The sequence below is a fragment of the Ichthyenterobacterium magnum genome, assembly GCF_003610635.1.
Classification (GTDB): Bacteria; Bacteroidota; Bacteroidia; order Flavobacteriales; family Flavobacteriaceae; genus Ichthyenterobacterium; species Ichthyenterobacterium magnum.
In genome coordinates this window covers 199736-223167 of sequence record NZ_RAQJ01000004.1, presented here as the reverse complement: position 1 = coordinate 223167, position 23432 = coordinate 199736, and the positions used below count along the sequence as shown (strand labels likewise).

Below are 23432 nucleotides of genomic sequence, written 5' to 3'. Positions count from 1 at the left end.
ATTATTGTGTTTTAGAACCTAATTTTTCCAAAATAAATATAGTTGAAAATCCAATCAATATTAAGATAATAGCTGCAAATGTTTGTGCATCTATGTTATTGTTAATTTGAGTATATTGAAGTGGAGAAATGCTTTTTTCAGTGACCATTTTAAAAGTATCAAAATTAGCAATTTGTTTTTGGTAAATAGACAGTGTTCCTAAATCTGATACGTCAGAAAAAGGTATGATTTTACCAGATGATTTTTCTAAGACATTTAAAGTTGTTTTCCAAGGCCAGATTTTATTTAAAGATCCAAAAATAAAGCCAGTTAACAAAGCTAATGTTATATTATGATAGTGTTTAAAGAGCCACTTTAAAATTCTACTAAAACTCAATAGCCCAATTACAGCTCCACCGGTAAATAAAGCAATTTTTTTTAAGTTAAAATCATGAAATGCATCACTTAAGGTTTTGTAAGCACCTAAAATAACTAATATAAAAGAACCAGAAATACCAGGTAATATCATTGCACAGATGGCAATTGCACCTGCAAAAAATAAGAAAAAAGAGTTGTCATTACTTGCTAAAGAAGGTAATGTTGTAATGTAATATGCGATAAAACTACCAAATATAAAAGCAATAATAGTTTTGATATTCCATTTAGCAACTTGTTTTCCAACAAAGAAAATACTGGCGACAATAAGTCCAAAAAAGAAAGACCAAATTAAAATTGGATGATACTCAATTAAATATTTAGCAAGCCTCATAAAAGAAATAAAACTAATTATAATACCAGTCATTAGAGCTAGTATAAAGTTTCCATTTAACTCTTTCCAAAAAAGTTTAAAACCTTTATTCTTTAACGTTGTAAATAATGAAATATTAACATTACTAATAGAGGTAAGTAATTCTTCATAAATTCCAGAAATAAAAGCAATTGTACCGCCAGATACACCTGGAACTGCATCTGCTGCTCCCATAGCGATTCCTTTAAAGCTAATGATAAGGTAATCTAAAAATCGTCTTTGCATTTTTATTTTTAAATAAGAACGATAAAGGTAAGAAACATCTAGGATTAATTTTTAATAACAAGAAAAAATCGACAAGAGCTATTTTATGCTATAAATGGCTTTATTAATGATGTTGATGGAAGCTCTTATTTAGATGCTTTTTTTTAAATCTAAAAGCATTTGTTTAAAAGAAGGTTTATTTAAAATTTTTGGAAATAATTCTTCAATAATAAATGCATAGTCTTCATTTAATAATAAGCCGTTTTTTAGGTGATAACGTGCTTTTTGAGACTCATGAAGTGATATGTATAAACCAGCTAAACGAAATTCTATTTCTGCTGTTTCTGGATAAAATTCTGCAGCTTGAATTAGATTAAGAACTGCGGCTTCAAATTCACCAAGAGCAATTAAAATATCGGTTCTAGACAGCCATGTTTGCAATTCGTAATTACCTAAATCTAATGTTCTTTTATAGCCTCTTTCTGCTTCTTCTAAAAAGTTTAAGCGCTGATTAATTTGCGCATAAAGTTTCCAGTAGACAACATTATCACCATCAATATTTATGGCTTTATTAATGTAATATAATGCCTTTTGGAAATTATGTTTTTTATTATAGAATTTTGTGATAGCTATCCATCCTTTATCTAAAAGAGGATCTTCATGCACTGTTTTATAAAAATATTGAACAGCCAAATCATCTTTGTCTAATTTGTCATAGCAATGGCCAATTCTTAGTAAAGCAAAAGACGTTGGTTCATCTAAGGCTAAGGTGATTTTATAGTTGTCTATTGCCAATTCATATTGCTTTTGCTTTTCTAAAACCTTGCCTTTTTCAAGGTAAGCTCCAACAAATCTATCGTCAGAAATAATGGCAAAATCAAAAGCAGCCAATGCTTTGTCATAATCTTTTATTGAAAAATACTGTCTTCCTAATTGATGCCAAGCGACTTCACAATAAGGATTTCCATCTAAGTAATTATTAAGGAAGTTTATTGCTTCATTGTTTTGACTTAAAAAATCATAGCAATAAATAATATTATATAATGCAGAATAGTCATGCATATCTATTTCTAGACATTTAGAAAAGTTTTCTCTAGCGTTTTCAAATTGATCTAAAAATAAATATTCCATACCAATAAGAGAATACAAATCTGAGCTTCCAGAGGTATCATCTATGCTTAAGTCTAATGCTATTGTTAAGGTGTTAATTGCTTTTTGATGTTCTCCTCTTTTAGAAAGCACATTTGCTTTTTGAATATAAATTTCTTCGTTTAATGGTTCAACAATGTATAAGGTATTTAACAACTTATCTGCTTCTTCTAACTTGTCTTCTAGCACATAAATTTCGGTTTGAAATAATTTTAGATTTACAGATGTAGGATGTTGCTCTAATCCCATTTTTATGGCTTTTTTTGCTAAAGCCACTTTTCCGTTTTCTAAATAGTGGTGGATGATGTTTTCAAATTCATTTGAATCGAAGAATAAAACATTGTTAGTTTTAAGCATTGATTCAAATTTTGTAAGCGAATAATTGTTGTTGTCGTCGGGCTGACTAAACTCCATAAGCAGATGTTATTGTTCGTTGAAATAAATTTACAGTTCTATTGAAGATTTTGAGGTTTTTGAGTTTAATGTTTTCAACAAAGTAATTAACAGTTATATTTTAACTTGATATAAAACAAGGTGAAATAATGATAATTAATCTGTTAGATAAAATAATTGTAGTATTGGTTTAGGGCTTAATTGTATCTAAAACTTTAGTTATAATACGACAACCTTTGATGATTTCTTCGTTTGTAATTGTTAAAGGAGGCGTTATTCTAATTGCCTTAGGCTCAAAAAGTAACCAAAAAAGGATTAAACCTTGGTCTTGACATTTTAAAATTACCTGATTGGTAATCTCTATAGAAGGCGTTAAAGCTGCTAGCATTAAACCATGACCTCTTATGTTTTTTATTAGTGGATGTACTAAATGTTTTCTTATAAGTTGTTCTTTCTCTAATGTATCTTTAATAAGTGTTGTTTCGGTAATTTCTTTTACCGTTGCTAATGCAGCAGCAGCAATTACTGGATGACCTCCAAATGTAGTAATATGACCTAGTTTTGGATTGTCTTGTAATTGGCTCATTATAGTTTTTGATGTTGTAAATGCTCCAATTGGCATTCCGCCACCTAAACCTTTTCCTGTTACTAATATGTCTGGAATACAATTATAATGTTCGAAACCAAATAGCTTTCCGGTGCGGCCAAATCCTGGTTGGATTTCATCTAAAATGAGTAAGGTTCCTGTTTCATTGCATTTTGCTCTTACTTTTTCTAAATAACCATTTATTGGTTCAATAAAACCTGCGCCTCCTTGAATAGTTTCTAAAATAACAGCAGCTGTTTTAGATGTGATTCTACTTAAATCATTAACTGAGTTAAACTCAATAAATGATATGTTCGGTAATAATGGTCTAAATGCTTGTTTACGTTCTTCAAACCCCATAACACTCATTGCACCCATTGTATTACCATGATAAGCTTTATGGGCAGCAATAATTTCACTTCGTCCTGTAACGCGTTTTGCTAATTTTAGTGCGCCTTCTATTGCTTCTGTACCAGAATTGGTAAGGTATGTTGTTTCTAATGGTTTTGGTAAGTGTTTGGCTAATAATTTTGCTAATGCAACTGCTGGCTCTTGTATATACTCGCCATATACCATAACATGCAAATATTTGTCTAGCTGATTTTTTATTGCTGAAACAACTTTTGGGTGTCTATGTCCTAAACTGCAAGCAGAAACTCCTGCTACAAAATCTAAATATGCTTTTTGATTAGTATCGTATATATACGAGCCTTCTGAATGAGATATTGGCATTGCCAAAGGATGCGTTGTTGTTTGCGCTTGGTATGTAAAGAAATCTTTAATCATTAATTCTCTTTTTTAAGAGGCTTAATTAGTTTCTTAGTTATTTTAGATTTTCTGGCTGCGTCTTTTTTCTTTTTGGTGTCTTTTATTTTTTGTGGAATATTGCGAGCAGCTTTATTTTCTTCTTTAGAAGTTTTGTCACCAGCAGCTTCTACGCGATCTAATAATTCATCATCAAAAAACTCTTCTTGCGGTACATAATCTGCAAGTCCTTTTATTACAGGTAAATTTAGAGGTGGATCATCATTAAATAAGTCTTCAACACTTTTTGGTCGTTCTTCTTCTCGCCAATCAAAACCTTTAAACTTTCTTACGTTTTTTGGAAATTTTGATTCTGGATATAAATTACCATCTACTTGATTGATGAGTCTAATTTCATCAATATTATTTTCAAATATTTTAAGGTTTATACTTCCAGATTTTGATTTGTTGATACCAACCAATTCTTGTTTATCATCTCTAGAAAAATATATGACTTCGGCATTTTTAATAATGTCGACATTATACAATTCATTATTTTTGAATAAACCTATAAGTTCTCTTCCTTTTACTTGATTATAACCATCGCCTAAAGTGTCTTTGCTAATTAAAAATGCATCGTAGAATACTTTTAGCGAGTCTAGCTCTTCTGTTTTAGTATTAGAAATTAAATGAATTGTATCTCCAGACATTTGGTTGCCTAAATTCCAAAGAATAGGTTTTCGCTTTGTTGCAAAAATATCGGTAGAAGATAAGCGTGCTAAATTAATAAGCTTGGTAATTCCTGTTTTATGGTCTGCATGAATAGAATCTGCCTTACCACTAATATCACTCTTGTAGAGTTTTGCATTATAATAAGCTCTAGTTATACGATGCTCAGGTTTGCCAGTAACCATAATTTTATCGCTATGCAGATATACCGAATCTTTTTCTTGAACCGTTATTGCTAAAGCTCTTTTGGTTATAAAAACAGAGTCTTTTGCTCTAAAAACTTCGGCATAATGACCTTTAATAATACTATTGTTTATAGTATCTGTAACTTTTATATTGTTGGTAGCTGAAGCGAAACTTTTGTTTCTATCAAAATATAAACTGTCGCCTTCAACAATTCTATTATCGTAATTTATTTTTGAGTTTTTAATAAAGTAACCAATATCATTATTAGTATCATAAAAACCACGTTCGCAATATATTTTGCTTGTTTCGCCAACAATAGTTGAAGGTCCAAACATATAGGCATTACCAGTTTCTGTATAAAAATCGAGTTGATTGGTATTAAGTGTATATTCTGGGTTTACTAAAACGACATCTTTAACAAATTGATACTTTTTAGCATTCATGTAATAACGTCCAATTTGACTTGTGATTGTTCCTGATGAATCTCTAACAACTTTCCCTTTACTTTTATAGTAGGCTTGTTGTTTTGTTCTGTCAAAATATAAGGTGTCTGTAGTTAAGGTTGACTGTGGCTCTGTTAAAATAACATCTCCACTTGCAAAAGCTATTTGAGTTTTACCACTATATTCTGCATATTTTGCATTCATATTAATGGTGTCACCTTGTTTCATTTTTACATTACTAAAGGCTTCAATAAAATTGTCTTTTTGATAATAAATAGCTTTGTCACACCAAATGTTTATACCTTCATGAACGACATGAATTTGTTGACTGTTATCTCTAACAAAGGTTGTAGCACCTTTAGGACTTAAAGAGTCTTTAATGGTGAATCCAAAATATTCTATTTTAATTTTTTTGTTTTCTTGAGCTAGAGTTGTTGTAGAGACAAGTGCGCAAAAAAATAAAATTAATATGTAATACAGTGCTTTCAAATTGCTTTTTAATTTGCTTCAAAAATAACCATAATCTAAAGGGTTTAGTATGCCTTAACAGATTTTTTAACACAAAAGACCTGCCAAATAAAATATGTAGCAGGTCTTTTTTTATCTTTTCTTAACTATTATCTATTTATTGTTTGCGTTCTGTCTGGCCCAACCGAAACAATTGTGATAGGAATTTCTAGTTCTTTTTCTAAGAAATCTATATAATCATTTAATTGTTTTGGAAGTTGAGACGCTTCAGTCATTTTAGTTAAATCTTCTGTCCAACCTTCAAACTCTGTATAAATAGGTGTTATGTTTTCTTCTTCTATATTATAAGGTAAATGCTTTATAACTTCACCTTTGTATTTATAAGCGGTACATACTTTTAAGGTTTTAAATCCTGATAATACATCACCTTTCATCATGTTTAACTGTGTTACACCATTTACTTGACATGCATAACGTAAAGCAACAAGATCTAACCAACCACAACGTCTTGGACGTCCAGTAACAGCTCCAAACTCATGACCAATTCTTGCCATGTCATCACCAACTTGATCAAATAATTCTGTTGGAAAAGGTCCAGAACCAACACGTGTAGTGTAGGCTTTAAAAATACCAAATACTTCGCCAATTTTATTTGGTGCAACGCCTAAACCAGTACAGGCTCCAGATGCTGTAGTATTTGATGATGTTACAAATGGATAGGTTCCAAAATCGATATCTAATAATGAACCTTGAGCGCCTTCCGCTAAAATTGGTTTTCCGCTTTTTAAGGCTTGGTTTAAATACTCTTCACTATCTATAAACTGTAATTCTTTTAGGCGTTCAACGGCTTCAAAAAACTCAGTTTCCATTTCTTTTAAATCATATTGAATATCAACATTGTAAAAGTTAATCATTGCTTGGTGTTTATTTGCCAAAGCTCTGTATTTATCTTTCCAATTGTTTAATTCTAAATCTCCAATTCTAATGCCGTTACGACCAGTTTTGTCCATGTACGTTGGACCAATTCCTTTTAAGGTAGAGCCTATTTTTGCTTTTCCTTTTGAGGTTTCAGACGCAGCATCTAATAAACGATGTGTTGGTAAAATAACATGCGCTTTTCTAGAAATGATAAGGTTAGATTTATAATCGAGATTAAATTGGTCTAAGCCATCTAACTCTTGAACAAAAACAACAGGATCAATAACGACACCATTACCAATGACATTAATTGATTCTTTATGAAAAATCCCTGAAGGAATGGTTCTTAAAACATGTTTAATGCCATCAAATTCTAAAGTGTGTCCTGCATTTGGCCCGCCTTGAAAACGTGCAATAATATTGTAGTTGGAGGTTAACACATCAACAATTTTTCCTTTGCCTTCGTCTCCCCATTGTAGTCCTAGTAGTAAATCTACTGCCATTTTAAATATTAGTTTGGTTGTTTGTTTTTTGTTCCGTAAAAGTAGAGTGAATGGTTATTGATTTTAATATCAAAAACTTCTTCGATAGTTTTTTTTATGGTTTGAATTCGTGGATCACAAAATTCTATAACCTCACCAGTATCTGTTAAGATTACATGGTCATGTTGTTTGTCGAAATATGATTTCTCGTAATGCGCTTGGTTTTGACCAAACTGATGCTTTCTAACTAAAGCACATTCTAAAAGAATTTCTATGGTATTATAAAGTGTAGCACGACTTACACGATAGTTTTTGTTTTTCATTTTAATATATAAAGATTCAATATCAAAATGCTCTTCGCTATCGTATATTTCTTGAAGAATAGCATAGCGCTCAGGCGTTTTTCTATGGCCTTTATCTTCTAAGAATTTAGTGAAGACATTTTTTACAATGTCTTGATTTGATTGTTCGGGTTTTACACTCATAAATTAAGTTGCAAATTTACACAATTTTATACTCTAGTTACCTTATCTATTCCATTAATTTTTTTAAGGTTATCCATAAGCTTTTTTAGCATGTTTTTATTGGTTACTACAACATTGATTTTTCCTGAAAAAATGCCGTCATCACTTTGAAAACTGATGCTCTTCATATTTACATGCATGTTAGCTGAAATAACTTGGGTGATGTTATTTACTAAACCAAGATTATCAATACCAGACAAGTTAATGAGTGCAGAAAATTCTTGTTGAGATGAATCAATCCACTTTGCTTGAATAATTCTGTAAGCATAATTAGATTGTAAACTAAGCGCATTTGGGCAGTTTTTTTTATGTACTTTTATGCCTTCATTAATGGTTAAAAACCCAAACACTTTGTCACCAGGAATAGGATTACAACATGCAGATAATTTGTAATCTAGCTTTTCTTCTTCTTTACCAAATACGAGTAAATCGTATTTTGCTGTAATTTCATCTTTGTCTAAATCTGGTGCAACCGTTGGTTTTCTAATTCTATTTTTAATATAACTCATAAACATGTTGCTACGAGATGCAGCATATTCTTTGAGCATTTTATTATCTATAGTACCAATACCAACACGATAAAATAAGTCGAGACTCGTTTTGAGTTTAAAATGGGTAACCATTTCGTTAATAGATTTTTCGTCTAAGCTTATTTTAAGCTGTTTAAGTTTACGTCTTAAAATTTCTTTACCATCGAGTGCAATTCCTTTTTTCTCATCTTTAAGTGACGATTTTATTTTACTTCGTGCTCTAGATGTAGTTGCATAATCTAACCAGTTGGTATTAGGTTTTGCATTTTCAGACGTTAATATTTCTACTTGATCACCACTTTGCAACTCATGACTAAGCGGTACAAGTTTACCGTTTACTTTTGCACCTCTGGTTTTCATGCCTACTTGCGTATGTACACTAAATGCAAAATCTATTGGTGTTGCACCTTTAGGTAAAGATTTTAAATCACCTTTAGGCGAGAACACATATATTTCTTTTGAGTAGAGGTTGAGTTTAAACTGCTCAACAAAATCTACAGCATTGGTTTCGTTGGTTTCTAAAGCTTCTTGTAATTTGTCAATCCAAGTATCAAGCGCATCTTCTGTATTGCCTTGCTTGTATTTGTAGTGCGCAGCATAACCTTTTTCGGCAATTTCATTCATGCGCTCACTGCGTATTTGTACTTCTACCCATCGACCTTTTGGTCCCATTACAGTAATGTGTAAAGCTTCATAACCTGTAGATTTAGGCGAAGAAATCCAATCACGTAATCGTTTTGGGTTTGGTGTAAAATGATCTGTAACTATCGAGTAAATTTTCCAAGAGAAAAACTTTTCGTTTGCTAAATCTGACTTATAAATAATTCTAACCGCAAACTTATCGTAGACTTCATCAAAAGAAACGCCTTGCTTTACCATTTTTCTTCTAATAGAATAAATAGATTTTGGTCGTCCTTTTATTTCGTAGTCTAAACCTTCTTTGTCTAGTGAGTCTACAATAACTTTAGAAAAGGTGTTAATATATGCATCTTGCTCTTCTTTGCTTTCTTGAATCTTGTTAAAGATATCGTTGTAAACTTCTGGTTCGGTATATTTTAAACCTAAATCTTCGAGCTCGGTTTTTATGTTATAAAGCCCAATACGATGTGCTAAAGGTGCATAAATGTATAAGGTTTCTGAAGCAATTTTTTCCTGCTTATCTGGTCGCATAGCATCCATAGTTTGCATATTATGGAGTCTGTCTGCAATTTTTATAATGATAACACGTACATCATCATTAAGTGTGAGTAGCATTTTACGAAAATTCTCTGCTTGTGTAGAGACATCGGCATCTTTATTTAGTGATGATATTTTGGTTAAACCATCTACAATACGTGCTATGGTTGCACCAAAAAGACGTTCTATATCAGAGATGGTATAGTCTGGATTATCTTCAACCACATCATGAAGTAATGCCGCAGCAATTGAGGTAGCATCAAGACCAATCTCTGAAGCAACGATAGTTGCCACAGCAATAGGATGAAAAATATAAGCCTCTCCAGATTTTCTGCGTTGTTCTTTATGCGCATCTACAGCAACCTCAAAGGCCTCACGAATTAGCTTTTTGTCTGTTGCTGTGAGGGTTTGGTAACTTACCTTAAGTAAGCGTTTGTAGGCTTTTGCAATCTCTGCATTTTCTTTCTCGATGGCTTCTTCTGTCATTAAACTAAAATAACAATAAGAATTTTAATGTGCAATGGGTTTTTGCGGTTTGTTTAAGGAAATTTAAATGCAATTAATTATGTACGTTGTTAATCGTAGTTTTTCTTCTGTTTCTAAATTTTTTTTGAGAACACTATATTTTCATATACTTTTCCATTGACAAGAAAATTTAATTCTCCAACGTTTATAAATTCATTTTTTTCATAGAATCTAATGGCTCTATTATTTTTTATATAAACAGAAAGCCAAATGGTATCAAATTGTAAAGCTTTAGCTTTCTCTACAACAAAAGTAAGTAGTTGTTGCCCAATTTTTAATGGTATAAAGTCACTTAATATGTAGATGCGTTCTAATCTGCAATTGTTTTGTGATGCAATATTTTTGTTAGACGTGTTTAGTATTAATTTGGCATAACCAACAGGTAAATCATTAACATAAACAATGTAAAAAAGGTTTTTTGTGTTGCTTATATCTTCTTCCGTTTTAGACACTGAAAACGTTTTTTTAGTATATGCTTTTAGATCGTTTTTGTCGGCGATAAAATGACCATGAGATTCAATATACGTTTGTCTACTTAAAAGTGCTAAAAGTTTAGCATCTGTATTTTTTGCTACTATTATTTTAACCATTACTACTTTTTTTAATTCTTAATCTTCTTATATGATAGCCATGTAAAAGCACTGCAATTGTGCATCCTACAATTATTGGAGTCGCGCTAATTAATGCGCCGTATAAAATGTAAACTATATTTGCGATTAGTGAGATTAGCCTTAGTTTATATTCGCCTTTGGTAGACATGGAATATAAGTTTATCACTAAACCTCCGTAACCAATACAATCAATTAAAAATGGACTCATAGTTTATCTTTTTGTTATTTAAATAATAAAGCTGGTATTTATTTAGCTTAAAAACAATAATGTAAATATAGAATGTAAAATTTAAGTTTTGCTTTATAATCGAATTTATAATTGTATATTTACATTCGATTATATCGAATAGTTATTAATTAAATTTTGATTACAAATGGATGTATTAGATAAAAAGATACTTGACATGCTAAAAATTAACGCCAGAGAAAGCTTTGCTACTATCGGGAAAGAAGTTGGGTTGTCTGCTCCTGCCATAGGCAAGCGTGTTAGGCAAATGGAAGACGAAGGCATCATTGAAGGTTATGCTTTAAAAGTGAATCATGAAAAATTAGGGATTGAGACTAAAGCGTATATAACATTAGTAATACACCGAGAACAAAGAGCAACACCTGGCGTACAAAAACGAATACAAGCAATGGAAGAAGTACAAAGTTGTGATCGAATTACTGGTGATGATTGTTTATGCGTCTTAGGTTATTTTAGAAACAATAAGCATCTTATTTCTTTTCTTGAAAAAATTGGAGAATATGGTACTTCTAAAACGAGTATTATTTTAGAAGTGTAATTAAATAATCAAAAAGATGTATACCTAGATCTAAGTAATTTTAATATGCAATGAGTTTTTACGGTTTGTTTGAGAATAAATTGAAGGGTTTAGTTTTGATCAATCCAACTATCAAGTACTAAGGAAGGATTAATAACAGGAAGGGTCAAAGTGACCCAGCTACTATTTGAGGTTTTTTCAAAGATTATTCCTCTTAAAGTAGAATAAGAAATTCCAGCAAGAGTTGCTACAAATATTTTAGAGAAGAATGGAGTTCCATCTTCTTTTAATGAATACATTTCATCATAGTTATCTATTCTATAATGGAAATTATATCGAAATTTAAATTCAATTGGTTTATCCTTATGATTAATTGTAAAAACAACTTTAAGACCTAATAGATATTTTTTATCAGCCATATTATATCCACTTATATGAGCGATATCTGTTGAAATAGATAAATTTGCAATATTCTTATCAATAATATTGCCCATGCTTACAGAGATTTCTTCTATAAATTCTAAATGTATTTTTTCTGGGTCAATAATGTTTTTATTGTTTTCCATTAGCTTGCGTATGCTGGCATTGTTTTTTTGTAATCACCTTCTGAATATTTTTTAGCTTCTTCTTTTAACGAGCCTTCAATCTTTCCTAAGTACACATACTTATGAACTTGCTCTATATAAATAAGTTTTACTCCAAGAGCAATTTCCATTTTAATAATTGACTTTTGGGTAAGATTATGACTTCCACTAAGCCATTTTGATACTTCAGATCTTGTTTTTTCTAAGAGTTCGGCAAAATCTCCATCATTTAAATTCCTGTCATTAAGAATATTTCTTACTTTGTTAGCAATAGCAAGGTTTCTTTTAACCAACATTTCTGTCTCTATATTGCCATTTTCTTTTAGCCAATTGCTAATTATATTGTTTTTTTTCATAATTATAGATATAAGGTTAAATCATCAGAATAATCAATGTCATTAAATTCATCTACCCAAAAAATATCTTTATTTTTAAAGGCCTCATCAATTATGACGGTTAATTTATTAGCCAATTTAAAGTGAGGTTTTACATTTGGACATTCTTGAGGAGTATCTGCGGTTTTTAATCCGCCTGAGAATAAGATTACTACATTGTCATTTAATCGATGACAATATAATCTAAGATTGTTCGGCGAAATTTCACCGTCTTCAGTGTAGACAGGTTCACTTCCAATTTTATTTGGTGGTAGTCCCATTGCCTCGCCCTGATTTTGTTCATGTCGAAAAAAGCGTTCTTTGGCTCCATATTGGTCACCAATTTCTTTAACCCAAGCCAGTATATGATTAAGTTTTTCATTTTCTGTTTTTTCCTGTTCTCTAATAAATGCTTCAAACAGAGACTCTGAACTATCATTAAATTCAGATTCATCTTTAATACAAACCGAATAGTAACATACTTTTTTGTAATCTTCAATGTGTTTTAAACTAACTATTCCGTTCATTAGTCGACAAATATAATAAATAATTTCACTTATAAGTGAATTTTTGTTGTTAATGTTATGTGAATGCTTAATTCTAGGATGACTTAAGCATGAGTGCAATGCGATAATATGCGTCCGTTTTAATACTTCGGCAAAGCTCAGCAACAGACTTATATCATCAATTAACGAAGTACGACAAATTAAACCGTAAAATCAATACGTAGTTCTACGTAATTTTAAGATGTAATAGTAATCTTAGAAGAGCTATTAAATGCCTTCAACAAATTTTAAAAACATGCTTTTGTGTAATGCATATCCATATTTAGAGATAATCATACACGTGCAATATAATATTTGTTGTTTTTTTAGCTGTTTAATTGATTAATAGTAACAATGATTAAGAATACTATTGAAACTAAATTTAAAGCAAGTATGGTTATAAAAATCTTGGTCTTTCTTTTTTTTAGGATTTGAAACAAAGCATAAATAAAATTAAAAATTATTAACATTAGCATAGGAATTGTCAATAATTCGCCTATAAATCTTATGGTATTTGTTGAATTTGGCGGACTATATGACCAATAAACAATTAGTATAAAATATACTAAACTAAATAAGCTTAGGTATAGTAAGATTTTTTGTGTTGAATAAGAGCTTTCCATATTAACTTAATTAGTAAAGAGTTAATGTGTTATTTGGAGGTTGCTGAGCGTCTGGAACACAGCCAGGTAAACAAAACCACGAAGGCTTACAGTCACTACACATTTTATCATGTATATAGCATGCAGCATGCCAATACAAACAACAACCTGAATAATTACCACAGCAGCCATGGTCAGATCCACCGCCTAATGGGCACCACCAAGCACAATTGCCAGAACTACTAGCTGTTTGATAATTAATGAAAATTTGAAAATCTTCATTGGTTACATAAAATGAGTAGTATTTATTGTAGCTAATAGTTTGTTCTTCGTAAGTAGATAAAAAGGTAATAAGATTATTTGTTGAAGAATCAATATCTGAGTTCTCAGAAGTATATTGATTTAAGGCACTTTTTAAAGCTGAAGTGTTGTAAAAGTGGTCTTCTTGACAATTAAAAAAGGATTTATCAATTAAAAATTCGGGATGTACTGTACAATTACAAGTATCTTCATTTTCAATGGATCTTATGGTCGTGTTAATTATTGATTTATGGTAATTAATTGTAGAGACTATTTTTTTGTTTTTTTTATCCATAATCTCACTAAAAATATATGCTATATAATCTTCTATTAAATTGTTGACTTCAGTTAAATTTTGGATTGAGATGTTTTCATTTTTTAATTCTGTAGATTTTTCAATAACTTTATTAGACTGAAATAACTTCCAATGTTCTTTGTTGGTGTCAAAGTTATATGAAATGCTAAAAAGATTATCATTATATTTTTTAACTGTCAAACTACTAGTTACTGAGCCTTTATTTAGTTTGGAAGAATGAGTTATTAAATAATTGTTTTTTGCTATTTGAAAGAATAGTGTGTCGCTTGGTAATTGTTTGTAATTTTGTTCTAAATTATTTGTTGTTTTTTGAGGTTTATTAACACCTGCGTTAATCTCATTTTCTGAAGTACAAGAAATTATTAAAAGAGTAAAAACAATAATAATTAAAATAAGAGAATGTTTTTTCATTTTTTTAATAGTTTGAGTTGATATATTTGGTGCGAAGTACGACAAATTAAATCATAAAATCAATACGTAGAACTACGTAATTTTTAAGATGCAATAGTAATATTAGAGGAGCTGTTAAATGGCTTCAACAAATTTTAAAAACACGTTTTTATGCAAGGCCATATCCATATTAGGAGATAGTGCCACACGTGCAATATAATCTTTATCGCCTTCTTTGGTTGTGCCTTGCGTAGATGTTGCTGGTATGGTCCAATAACAGCCTTTTAGTTGCCCATAACTTACACAGTACTTACTCTCATTAGGGATTTCTGTAATCATTAAATTAATTAACTTAAGATTAAGTGCCCTTTTGTAAGTTTCTCTTTCTTGGTCTGTAGTTCCTTTTGTTGGAAGATCTAAAGAAAATACAGATGGTGTAAAGCCTTGTTGTGCTAACTCCTCTGATACAAAATTAATTTTTGCTTCAGGCAATGTAGCATTGATAAAGTTTACAAACTCACGTGTATTGGTATAGGCATCTTTAATTCTTTGTAGCATGGATGGCATTTGCTTTGCCAGAATGTTATATTGAAGCGCTGTTGCTTCATTATCACAAAGGTTTAGATGTGTTTCTATCTTGTTCATCAAGGCCTCTGTTTTTTTGTTACCTACACAATAGCCAGCAGTACATTGTCCGCCACTTGGGAATTTGGATCCACTAGCAAATGAAATGGTTCTAATAGTTGAGAGTATAGCCTTATCACCTAAAAAGTGCGCATTAGGGCAAAATGTTTGATCTAAAATAAAAACAGGATCGATAGCAATCTCACCAGATGCTGTTTTACGTTCTTGACTTAAAACAGCTTTTAATTGCATAAGGTCTGGAACTTCAACTCTTGGGTTTGTAGGTATTTCTGCAATGATGTATGGTATTGCATCATCGATAGCAATTTTAGTTAAAACGGTATCGATACTTTTAACCATATCGTTATCGCCATCTACTGGTAAGTCTACCACTTCAACATTATCTAAACACGCGGCAACACGTCTTGCTTGGTCGTTTGTTCCGCCATAACAATTTGGTGGTACTACAATTTTGATGGCTTTTTGGTTGTGGTTTTCTATAGCATCATGAATAAGGCCCATTAAAATGGCATATTGAATAGACAATCCGCTAGAGCCAACAAGTGCTTTTGTATTTGAGCCAGTAATGTCTGCAATTAAATTTAAAACGCTTGTTTTATTTGGCTCTACGCTTGTGTTTGTTTTGTTAGTATTTGTAGTTGTTTCCGTTAGCTTTTTTAAAGCAATAAGCGCATTTGCTGGTGTTATTGCAATAGTTTCTCTTCGTCTAACGTGTTGTATTTCTGAAATATAAGATTGGTTTTGTTCGCCATTTACCACTAAAACGCTTCCTAAGTTTGTGTTACCATTGATATAAAAATCGATATTAGTCGATAGGTCGAAATCGCAAATATTTTCTTGTTGAGAAATGAAAATTGTACTACCATTAAATGTGGTGTTTTTCTCTAACTTTTCAACTTGTTTTAACTCAAATTGATAACCGTAAACGGTTTTTAGTAATTCTGTATTAAAAGACTTTGGTAATTCACCTGTATATAAAATTTGAGTGTTTTTATGATCTAGTAAGTTCTTTCTTAGAATAGCCAAAACAGGAATTGTTTTTGACGAAAAACTGATAACATTATTTGGGTTTAGATCATGTGATTTGGCAATAACCCATTCTAATACACAAGATAACGGATGACCTAATCTAATATAATCGAAAGCCGTTGGTAATTCATTTAATACTGATGCATCAGAATTATTACTATTATACAATGCTTCAAATTGTTCTAAAAATTGAACTTTAGCCAATTCTTCGTTATAAATATCTAGCCGATGTGTTGTTAGGTTTAGCCAGTCGCTTGGCATGTTTTCTAATACATCTTTTATATAATTGAGTGTTTTATTGTCTTTCATAATTTAACCTTATGTAGGCGAAAATATATATTAATTAGATTTGTTTTAATAGCGTATATGTCGGTTTTAATGTTTCAACATAACTTAGTAACAGACTTATATTTGCCATTGGCGAAGTTCTAAAAATAATTACAAAACTAATGTTAAGTATTACGTAAATTTTTAACACGTTGTAATAATGTTGGATGTGAATAATGCATCCATACATAAGCTGGATGTGGTGTTAAATTACTTAAACCATTTTTAGATAATTTTTTAAGTGATGTAATTAAAGGTTCAGCTTTATAAGTGTTTTTTGCATAATCATCGGCTTGGTATTCAAATTTGCGTGAGAAATGATTCATTACCAATCCTGTAATTTCTGAAATAGGCGAGTAGAGTAGTCCGAAAGCAATAAGCCCAACATGAAAACTAGCAATCTCAACGCCTAAAGCATTTGATAATAATGGGTTTGAAATAAATATAGATAGTATATATAAGGTTAAACCTGTAAGTAGTATTGAAGCGATTAAATTAAAGATGATGTGCTTTTTTTTATAATGACCAACCTCGTGAGCAAGCACTGCAACAATTTCTTCTTCTTCTAAATCGTTAACTAAAGTATCGTATAAAGTAACACGCTTTTCGCTTCCAAATCCTGAAAAATAAGCATTAGCTTTTGTGCTTCGTTTTGATCCATCGATAATAAAAATTTTGTTGAGGTTAAAACCTACAGACTTGGCATAGTCTGAAATTTTATCGCGCAAGCTTCCGTCTTCTAAAGGTGTTTGTTTGTTAAATAATGGCACAATAAGCTTGGAGTAAAACATATTCATAAACACCGTAAAAACAGTAATGATGCCCCAAGTGTATAGCCAAAATTGATTTTGTGTTTGTTGGTAAAACCAGATGATAAGTGCTAATATTCCGCCGCCAAGAATTGTGGTCATCAACAAGCCTTTAATCTTGTCTAGTATAAAGGTTTTTTTTGTGGTTTTGTTAAACCCAAATTGTTCTTCGATAACAAAGGTTTTGTAATAACTAAAAGGTGTAGATATAATATCACTACCTAACATGATGATACCAAAAAATATTAAAGCAATTAGTATTGGGTTTTCACTATAACTTCTGGCAACAGTATCGACATACTCAAAACCATCAAATAGTAAAAAGCCTAATGTTAGTACAAGTGAAAATAGTGAGCTCCAAATCCCGAATTTATAATTAGTGGCTTTATAGGCTTGTGATTTTTTGTATTCTGTCTCATCATAAACGTCGTCGAGTTCTGCTGGAACAGCATCATTATAGTGCTTAGCATTTAAAGCACTTAATACTTTATCGAGGATAAAATTGATGCAAATTATTGCTATAATTATGTAGAAAAGCGTAGTGGAATTCATAAAGTGTATTTATTTAAAATCACGTTGTCTTTTGGCTTCAAAAATGAGTATTCCTGCAGCTACAGAAACATTCATAGAATCTATTTCGCCTTGCATAGGAATACTAATATTTTGGGTTGAGTGCGCTAACCATGTATCACTTAATCCTGTAGCTTCTGTACCAACAACAATAGCTGTTGGTGATGTGAAATTTTGAGTTGTGTAACTTGTTGATGCTTGTAAAGCTGCACAGTACGTATTAATAGTATTGTCTTTTAAAAATTGAATAATTTCTGAAGTCGTTCCTGTAGCAATTTGGTTAGTAAATACACAACCAACACTTGAGCGTATAATATTTGGGTTGTATATATCTGTTTTTGGGTTTGCAATAATAAAAGCATCTACATTTGCAGCATCTGCGGTTCTGAGTAAGGCTCCAATATTACCAGGTTTTTCAGGTGCTTCAGCAATTAAAATTAAAGGCGTTTTTGTTTTAAAAGTTAAGTTTGTTATTGCCTGTGTTTTGCTTTTGGCAACTGCAATAATGCCTTCTGTTGTGCTACGATGTGCTAGTTTTTGAAACACATCTTTAGAGATTTCTATAGTATTAGTTTGAGGAGTTGTTAGCTTGCTTAGTTCATTTTCTGAACACAACTCTGGATAAAACAATAGCGTTTCAATTTGATAATTTCCTTTTAGGGCCAGTGATAATTCACGTTGACCTTCAATAACAAACAAGCCGCTTTTTTTGCGCTCTCTAGATTTTTCCTTTAATAAAACAATGTGTTTTATCAATGGATTTTGTATACTGTTTATCTGTTTAGTTGCCATTAAGCTAAGTCACTTTTTTGCTTTTTGAAAAACAAATTTACATTAATATAAATCAAAAAAAGACGATGATTTTCTATTTTCAATATTGAGCGATTTTTATTTATTTTTAGGTAGGACTTTTTTTACTTAACTTGTTCTATTAATTATGACAACTAACTATAACTAAATAGTTTACTTTAAACGTAGTTCTTATGAGGCAAAAATTACTTTTTTTATTTTTTGGTATTTTATTTTTTAATTATTCAAATGCGCAGATTGTAGCTAATACACCATCGTTTTATACCTTTTGTGAATATAATAGTGATGGTTATGCCGAATTTGATTTGGAATCCAAAACTGCTGAGGTTATAGGAAACCAAGACCCAACTAATCTTGTAGTTACCTATCATTTTAGTCAAGCAGATGCAAATACAGGTATCAACCCGCTAACAAGCCCTTATACCAATGTTTTTTTAAATCAGCAAATTTTTGTTAGACTAACAGATACATTATCTGGCGATTTTGATACCACAGATTTTTATATAAATACCGGTAATATACCAGATGTTGGTGCTCCGAGAATACAAGAAGTTTGTGATGATGGAAACCAAGATGAAATTGCAGTGTTTGATTTAACACAAAATGATATTTGGTTTTCTGGAGATCCAAATTTTGTAACTTCATATTATCTTACTCAAATAGATGCTCAAAATCATACCAATCCTGTTAATGCATCATCATTTGTAAATACAGAAAACCCTCAAACACTTTTTGTAAGAGTAGAAGATCCTCCAACCTTATGTCATGACTTTTCAACCTTAACAGTACGTGTAAACCCTAATCCTACACCATCAGTAAATGTTCCTGATTTACAAGTTTGTGATGATAACAGTGATGGTATAAGTGTGTTTGATTTAACAGTAAATGAGGCAGCAATAGTAAACGGAGAAGTGGGCTTAACGGTAAGTTATTATACAAGTGAAGATTTTGCTATAATTGAAACTAATGTTATCAGCAATCCATCACTTTATCAAAACACAAGTAACCCACAAACTGTTTTTGCACGAGTAGAAAATTCTGTAACAGGTTGCTTTTCAGTAACCAATTTTGATATAAGTGTTAATGAAGTTGGAGTAAACACAAATGATTCTGAAGCGCTAGTTTGTGATTTTGATAATGACGGTTTTGCAGAGTTTTATCTTTCAGACTATGATGGATTAGTATCAAATTTCAATCCTAATGTTAGTGTTAGCTATTATGAATCTGAGGCAGATGCTTTACAAACGACTAATGTTTTAACATCACCTTATACAAATACAAATCAATATAATCAAGTGCTTTTTGTTCGTGTTGAGAATCTTAATACAGGTTGTGTTGGTTTTACATCGCTGTATCTTAATGTAATAAATATGCCAATTCCTAATAATCCAACACCTTTAGTAGTTTGTGATGATGATGGTGATGGCTTTGCTGAATTTAATTTAGAATCTAAGAACGCAGAAATAATAGATGGTAATGATCCTAATAACGCTTATGTTTCTTATCATGAAACCCAAGCAGATGCCGATAACGGAGTAAATGCGATAGCTTCTCCATATACTAATGTAGTTACTAATTTTCAAACCTTATATGTAAGAGTAACTGATTTTATTGGAGATTGTTATAATGCTTCAGTTACTTTAGATTTGGTTGTAGATGCATCATGTATTCAAGCTATACCATCTGCAATTGATGTGTGTTCAAGCGACCCTAATTATGTAGGTAATTTTGATTTAACATCTCAAGAAACGGTTATACTAAACGGACAAAGTGCAACAGATTTTACTGTATCGTATTATGAAACTTATCTAGATGCAGATGGAGGCGTTAATGAAATAAGTAATCCTACAGATTTTACAAATAACTTTAATCCTCAAATTACATATGTAAGGGTTACTGAAAATGCAACTAATGACTATGCGGTTGCTACACTAACACTTAATGTGTATTTAACAATAGATACAACAGAAAACCATTCAATTTGTAATGGTGAGTCACTTGTTTTAAGTACAAATATAAATAACCCAAATGCAACATATCAATGGAATACAGGTGAGTTTACACCAGAAATTGTTGTTAATTTTGGAGGTGATTATGTTGTTGTTATAGAGCAATCTGGTTGTACATCTACAATGACTTTCACGGTAGATGAAACTGCTATAAATGCTTTTAGTCCAGCAGATTTAACAAATTGTAATGGGAATTCAGTTTTTGATTTAACAAGTACTTCGGCTGAAATTTTGAGTGGTATTGATCCAAATACTGTTCAGTTAACTTTTTATACATCTTTACAAGAAGCAGATAGTGGTATTAATTCTATAGTAAACCCTGAAAGTTATACAAGTATAAACCCTCAAACAATATATGCAAGAGTTAGTAGTTTAATGTCTGGTTGCTACAATTTGGTAGACTTTAATTTGAATTTTGAAGATTGCCCAACAGAGTTTGATTGTGGTGAAGCTCCAATTAATTTTAATTATTGTTATGAAGATGATGACACTAATCAATTTATTTATGCAAGTGTAGATGGTAGCCCAATAAGTGTCGTATTTAATGCAGGTCAAGTTGAAGTAAATTATGATGCACTTATTGTATTAGACTCTAATGGAATTAACTTAAATGCAGACAACCCTTATGGTAATAATGGCGATGTTTCAGGTTTATCTTTTGCATCTGCTGGGACATTAACCATATATGTTGATTCAGACGGAAGTATTAACTGTAACGAGAATAATTATACACCTTTAGATTATACAATTAGTTGTATAGATGTAACTGAAGTACCTAATTGTGATTCTGTTTTAGTAACACCACTTGATGGAGATACAGAAGTAGATGAAAATGTAGAACTTACATGGACAAGTGCAACTGTTTTAGTTGCAGGATACAAAGTGTCTCTTGGTATAACTCCTGGAGGAACCGAAGTTTTAGATGCCGAAGATGTTGGTGGAGTTCTAAGCCACGATGTTGGTACATTAGATTATGCTACTACGTATTATGTAACCATTACGCCATATAATGACAATGGAGATGCAATTAATTGTACAGAAGAAAGTTTTACAACACGAGATGATCCAAATGTGATTATAAATTGTGCAGATGCTCAACCATATAATACTAATTACTGTTATTCAAGTGAAGATACAACACAATTTAATTTTACAAGTAGTGATGGATTACCATTATTAGTTGTATTTAATGCAGGTCAAGTTGAAGAGGATTATGATGCATTGATTGTATTAGATTCTGACGGAACTAACCTTAATATAGATAATCCTTATGGTAATAACGGCGATGTTTCAGGTTTGTCTTTTGAAACTACAGGGAGTTCAATAACGATATATGTTGATTCAGATAATATTATTGCATGTGATGGTGGTAATTATACGCCTTTAGATTTTGATGTATTTTGTTCAGATTCTGTAGGTATTATTAATGTAGATGCTTTTATAGATGGTAATACAAATTCAGTTTTTGATGCCAATGAGTTTAATTATACTAATGGTTATTTTACTTACGAAGTTAATAATGACGGTGTAGTTAATACTGTTTCATCTTCTACAGGAAATTTCAATATTATTAGTACTAATGATACAGACAGTTATACTATAAACTATTACCTGTATGATGAGTATAGTAGTTGTTATACTATTGCAACAAGTACATTTAATGCTATAAGCGTAACGGCAGGAAATACAGTTGATGTAGAGTTTCCAGTTGTAGAGCAGCAGTCTTGTGAAGACTTAGCTGTTTACCTTATTAATTATTCTGCGCCACCAAGGCCAGGATTTACACATAGTAACTATCTAGTTTTAGAAAACTATGGTTTGTCAACTATTACATCAGGTACAGTAGAGTTTGTTACTGATAATTTATTAGTGTTTAATAATGCGTCGTCTACCAACCCTAATTATACTATAACAAATACAGCTACAGGTTTTACAGTAGATTTCGTTGATCTATTGCCAGGAACGTCTGAGTATATTTATATCTCTTTAACTTGTCCTGCAACAGTTAATTTGGGGGATATCGTTACTAATACAACTACCTATCTTACTGATGCTAATGATAATTATGCAGGAAATAATTATTCTACTTTATCAGAAGTAGTTGTTGGTTCTTGGGATCCAAATGATAAGTTAGAATCTCATGGGCCTAAAGTTGTTTATGATGATTTTACAGCTTCAGATGAGTATTTATATTACACCATAAGGTTCCAAAATTTAGGAACAGCAGATGCTATTACTGTTAGAATTGAAGATGCTTTAGATAGCCAATTAGACGAAACAACATTTCAGATGTTAAGCTCTAAACATGATTACGTAGTTACTCGAGTAGATAACCAATTAACGTGGCAGTTTGATAATATTAATTTGCCAGCAGAACAAGATGATGCATCAGGAAGTCAAGGTTATGTGTATTTTAAAATTAAACCAAAAGCAGGTTATGCAATTGGCGATATTATACCAAATACAGCTGCTATTTATTTCGATTTTAATGCACCAGTTATTACCAATAGGTTTGATACAGAGTTTGTAGAAAATGCGCTTTCAGTTTCTGAATTTGCGTTTAATAATCTTCAATTGCAGCCTAATCCTGCTAAAGACATTGTAAACATTAGGTTTAGCTCGATAATAAGCGGAAATTTAAATGTTTCTATTTATGATATTCAAGGAAAATTAATAACTACACAATTGTTTTCTGAAACTGATAACATACAATTAAATGTGTCTGATTTTGAAAGTGGAATGTACTTTATTAAGCTTAAAAACAATAGACTAGAAACTACTAGAAAGTTGATAAAAGGATAATAATGTATTTAGAATAAAAAAAGCTTCAGATTATTTCTGAAGCTTTTTTTATGTAATTATTTCAACTTAACTTCGTCAAACCCTATAATTCAAAACTATTA

The 23432-nt window shown here is 31.1% G+C and carries 17 protein-coding genes; 2 read left to right on the top strand and 15 right to left on the bottom strand.

The features are described from left to right. Nucleotide 1: 1 nt before the first annotated feature. The 8 genes from BXY80_RS11190 to BXY80_RS11155 form a co-directional block, all read right to left on the bottom strand. On the bottom strand, nt 2–1012 hold the full coding sequence (locus BXY80_RS11190; RefSeq protein ID WP_120201957.1) for a DUF368 domain-containing protein: 1011 nt from the start codon (nt 1010–1012) through the stop codon (nt 2–4). A 129-nt stretch (nt 1013–1141) separates the two neighbouring features. After that, the gene (locus BXY80_RS11185; protein WP_394340462.1) at nt 1142–2497 is read right to left on the bottom strand and encodes a tetratricopeptide repeat protein; all 1356 of its coding nucleotides are present in this window, start codon (nt 2495–2497) and stop codon (nt 1142–1144) included. Between the two features lie 226 nt (nt 2498–2723). Next, nucleotides 2724–3905: an aspartate aminotransferase family protein gene (locus tag BXY80_RS11180; RefSeq protein WP_120201954.1), complete on the bottom strand. Its 1182-nt coding sequence runs from the start codon at nt 3903–3905 to the stop codon at nt 2724–2726. Then, nucleotides 3905–5710 (bottom strand): OstA-like protein, encoded by a 1806-nt coding sequence (locus BXY80_RS11175; protein ID WP_245977271.1) that lies wholly within the window; start codon nt 5708–5710, stop codon nt 3905–3907. The genes BXY80_RS11180 and BXY80_RS11175 overlap by 1 nt, the downstream gene beginning before the upstream one ends. Nucleotides 5711–5838: 128 nt before the next feature. Next, nucleotides 5839–7110, bottom strand: coding sequence for an adenylosuccinate synthase (locus BXY80_RS11170; RefSeq protein WP_120201952.1), 1272 nt, complete (start codon nt 7108–7110; stop codon nt 5839–5841). An 8-nt stretch (nt 7111–7118) separates the two neighbouring features. Beyond that, nucleotides 7119–7574: a Fur family transcriptional regulator gene (locus BXY80_RS11165; protein ID WP_120201950.1), complete on the bottom strand. Its 456-nt coding sequence runs from the start codon at nt 7572–7574 to the stop codon at nt 7119–7121. A gap of 26 nt (nt 7575–7600) precedes the next feature. Then, on the bottom strand, nt 7601–9805 hold the full coding sequence (locus BXY80_RS11160) for a RelA/SpoT family protein (RefSeq protein ID WP_120201948.1): 2205 nt from the start codon (nt 9803–9805) through the stop codon (nt 7601–7603). Nucleotides 9806–9918: 113 nt separating this feature from the next. Then, nucleotides 9919–10434 carry a GNAT family N-acetyltransferase gene (locus BXY80_RS11155; protein WP_120201947.1) on the bottom strand — a complete coding sequence of 172 codons (516 nt, stop codon included), beginning with the start codon at nt 10432–10434 and terminating at the stop codon, nt 9919–9921. 395 nt (nt 10435–10829) lie between these two features. Here BXY80_RS11155 and BXY80_RS11145 point away from each other — a divergent pair, with 395 nt between their 5' ends. After that, nucleotides 10830–11240, top strand: coding sequence for an Lrp/AsnC family transcriptional regulator (locus BXY80_RS11145; RefSeq protein ID WP_120201943.1), 411 nt, complete (start codon nt 10830–10832; stop codon nt 11238–11240). An 89-nt stretch (nt 11241–11329) separates the two neighbouring features. On the opposite strand, the gene BXY80_RS11140 is transcribed toward BXY80_RS11145, so the two are convergent. The 7 genes from BXY80_RS11140 to BXY80_RS11105 form a co-directional block, all read right to left on the bottom strand. Next, entirely contained in the window at nt 11330–11785 is a 456-nt protein-coding gene (locus tag BXY80_RS11140; protein WP_120201941.1) for a hypothetical protein, read from the bottom strand. Beyond that, nucleotides 11785–12159 (bottom strand): helix-turn-helix domain-containing protein, encoded by a 375-nt coding sequence (locus tag BXY80_RS11135; protein WP_120201939.1) that lies wholly within the window; start codon nt 12157–12159, stop codon nt 11785–11787. The genes BXY80_RS11140 and BXY80_RS11135 overlap by 1 nt, the downstream gene beginning before the upstream one ends. A 2-nt stretch (nt 12160–12161) precedes the next feature. Next, nucleotides 12162–12704, bottom strand: coding sequence for a hypothetical protein (locus BXY80_RS11130; RefSeq protein ID WP_120201937.1), 543 nt, complete (start codon nt 12702–12704; stop codon nt 12162–12164). Nucleotides 12705–13355: 651 nt separating this feature from the next. Beyond that, nucleotides 13356–14351 carry a hypothetical protein gene (locus tag BXY80_RS11120; protein WP_120201933.1) on the bottom strand — a complete coding sequence of 332 codons (996 nt, stop codon included), beginning with the start codon at nt 14349–14351 and terminating at the stop codon, nt 13356–13358. Between the two features lie 114 nt (nt 14352–14465). After that, nucleotides 14466–16313 carry a PLP-dependent transferase gene (locus BXY80_RS11115; protein ID WP_120201931.1) on the bottom strand — a complete coding sequence of 616 codons (1848 nt, stop codon included), beginning with the start codon at nt 16311–16313 and terminating at the stop codon, nt 14466–14468. Between the two features lie 143 nt (nt 16314–16456). Further along, on the bottom strand, nt 16457–17692 hold the full coding sequence (locus tag BXY80_RS11110; RefSeq protein ID WP_120201929.1) for a M48 family metallopeptidase: 1236 nt from the start codon (nt 17690–17692) through the stop codon (nt 16457–16459). Between the two features lie 9 nt (nt 17693–17701). Continuing rightward, nucleotides 17702–18502, bottom strand: a complete 801-nt coding sequence (locus BXY80_RS11105; RefSeq protein WP_120201926.1) for a TrmH family RNA methyltransferase — start codon at nt 18500–18502, stop codon at nt 17702–17704. 191 nt (nt 18503–18693) lie between these two features. Between BXY80_RS11105 and BXY80_RS11100 the strand changes: the two genes are divergently transcribed. Further along, nucleotides 18694–23331, top strand: a complete 4638-nt coding sequence (locus tag BXY80_RS11100) for a T9SS type A sorting domain-containing protein (protein ID WP_120201924.1) — start codon at nt 18694–18696, stop codon at nt 23329–23331. Nucleotides 23332–23432: the final 101 nt, after the last annotated feature.

Bases quoted from the DNA above. Each gene is read 5' to 3' on its own strand.
- BXY80_RS11190 (WP_120201957.1), bottom strand. From the start codon at position 1,012: ATGCAAAGACGATTTTTAGATTACCTTATCATTAGCTTTAAAGGAATC.
- BXY80_RS11185 (WP_394340462.1), bottom strand. From the start codon at position 2,497: ATGCTTAAAACTAACAATGTTTTATTCTTCGATTCAAATGAATTTGAA.
- BXY80_RS11180 (WP_120201954.1), bottom strand. From the start codon at position 3,905: ATGATTAAAGATTTCTTTACATACCAAGCGCAAACAACAACGCATCCT.
- BXY80_RS11170 (WP_120201952.1), bottom strand. From the start codon at position 7,110: ATGGCAGTAGATTTACTACTAGGACTACAATGGGGAGACGAAGGCAAA.
- BXY80_RS11165 (WP_120201950.1), bottom strand. From the start codon at position 7,574: ATGAGTGTAAAACCCGAACAATCAAATCAAGACATTGTAAAAAATGTC.
- BXY80_RS11160 (WP_120201948.1), bottom strand. From the start codon at position 9,805: ATGACAGAAGAAGCCATCGAGAAAGAAAATGCAGAGATTGCAAAAGCC.
- BXY80_RS11155 (WP_120201947.1), bottom strand. From the start codon at position 10,434: ATGGTTAAAATAATAGTAGCAAAAAATACAGATGCTAAACTTTTAGCA.
- BXY80_RS11145 (WP_120201943.1), top strand. From the start codon at position 10,830: ATGGATGTATTAGATAAAAAGATACTTGACATGCTAAAAATTAACGCC.
- BXY80_RS11140 (WP_120201941.1), bottom strand. From the start codon at position 11,785: ATGGAAAACAATAAAAACATTATTGACCCAGAAAAAATACATTTAGAA.
- BXY80_RS11135 (WP_120201939.1), bottom strand. From the start codon at position 12,159: ATGAAAAAAAACAATATAATTAGCAATTGGCTAAAAGAAAATGGCAAT.
- BXY80_RS11130 (WP_120201937.1), bottom strand. From the start codon at position 12,704: ATGAACGGAATAGTTAGTTTAAAACACATTGAAGATTACAAAAAAGTA.
- BXY80_RS11120 (WP_120201933.1), bottom strand. From the start codon at position 14,351: ATGAAAAAACATTCTCTTATTTTAATTATTATTGTTTTTACTCTTTTA.
- BXY80_RS11115 (WP_120201931.1), bottom strand. From the start codon at position 16,313: ATGAAAGACAATAAAACACTCAATTATATAAAAGATGTATTAGAAAAC.
- BXY80_RS11110 (WP_120201929.1), bottom strand. From the start codon at position 17,692: ATGAATTCCACTACGCTTTTCTACATAATTATAGCAATAATTTGCATC.
- BXY80_RS11105 (WP_120201926.1), bottom strand. From the start codon at position 18,502: ATGGCAACTAAACAGATAAACAGTATACAAAATCCATTGATAAAACAC.
- BXY80_RS11100 (WP_120201924.1), top strand. From the start codon at position 18,694: ATGAGGCAAAAATTACTTTTTTTATTTTTTGGTATTTTATTTTTTAAT.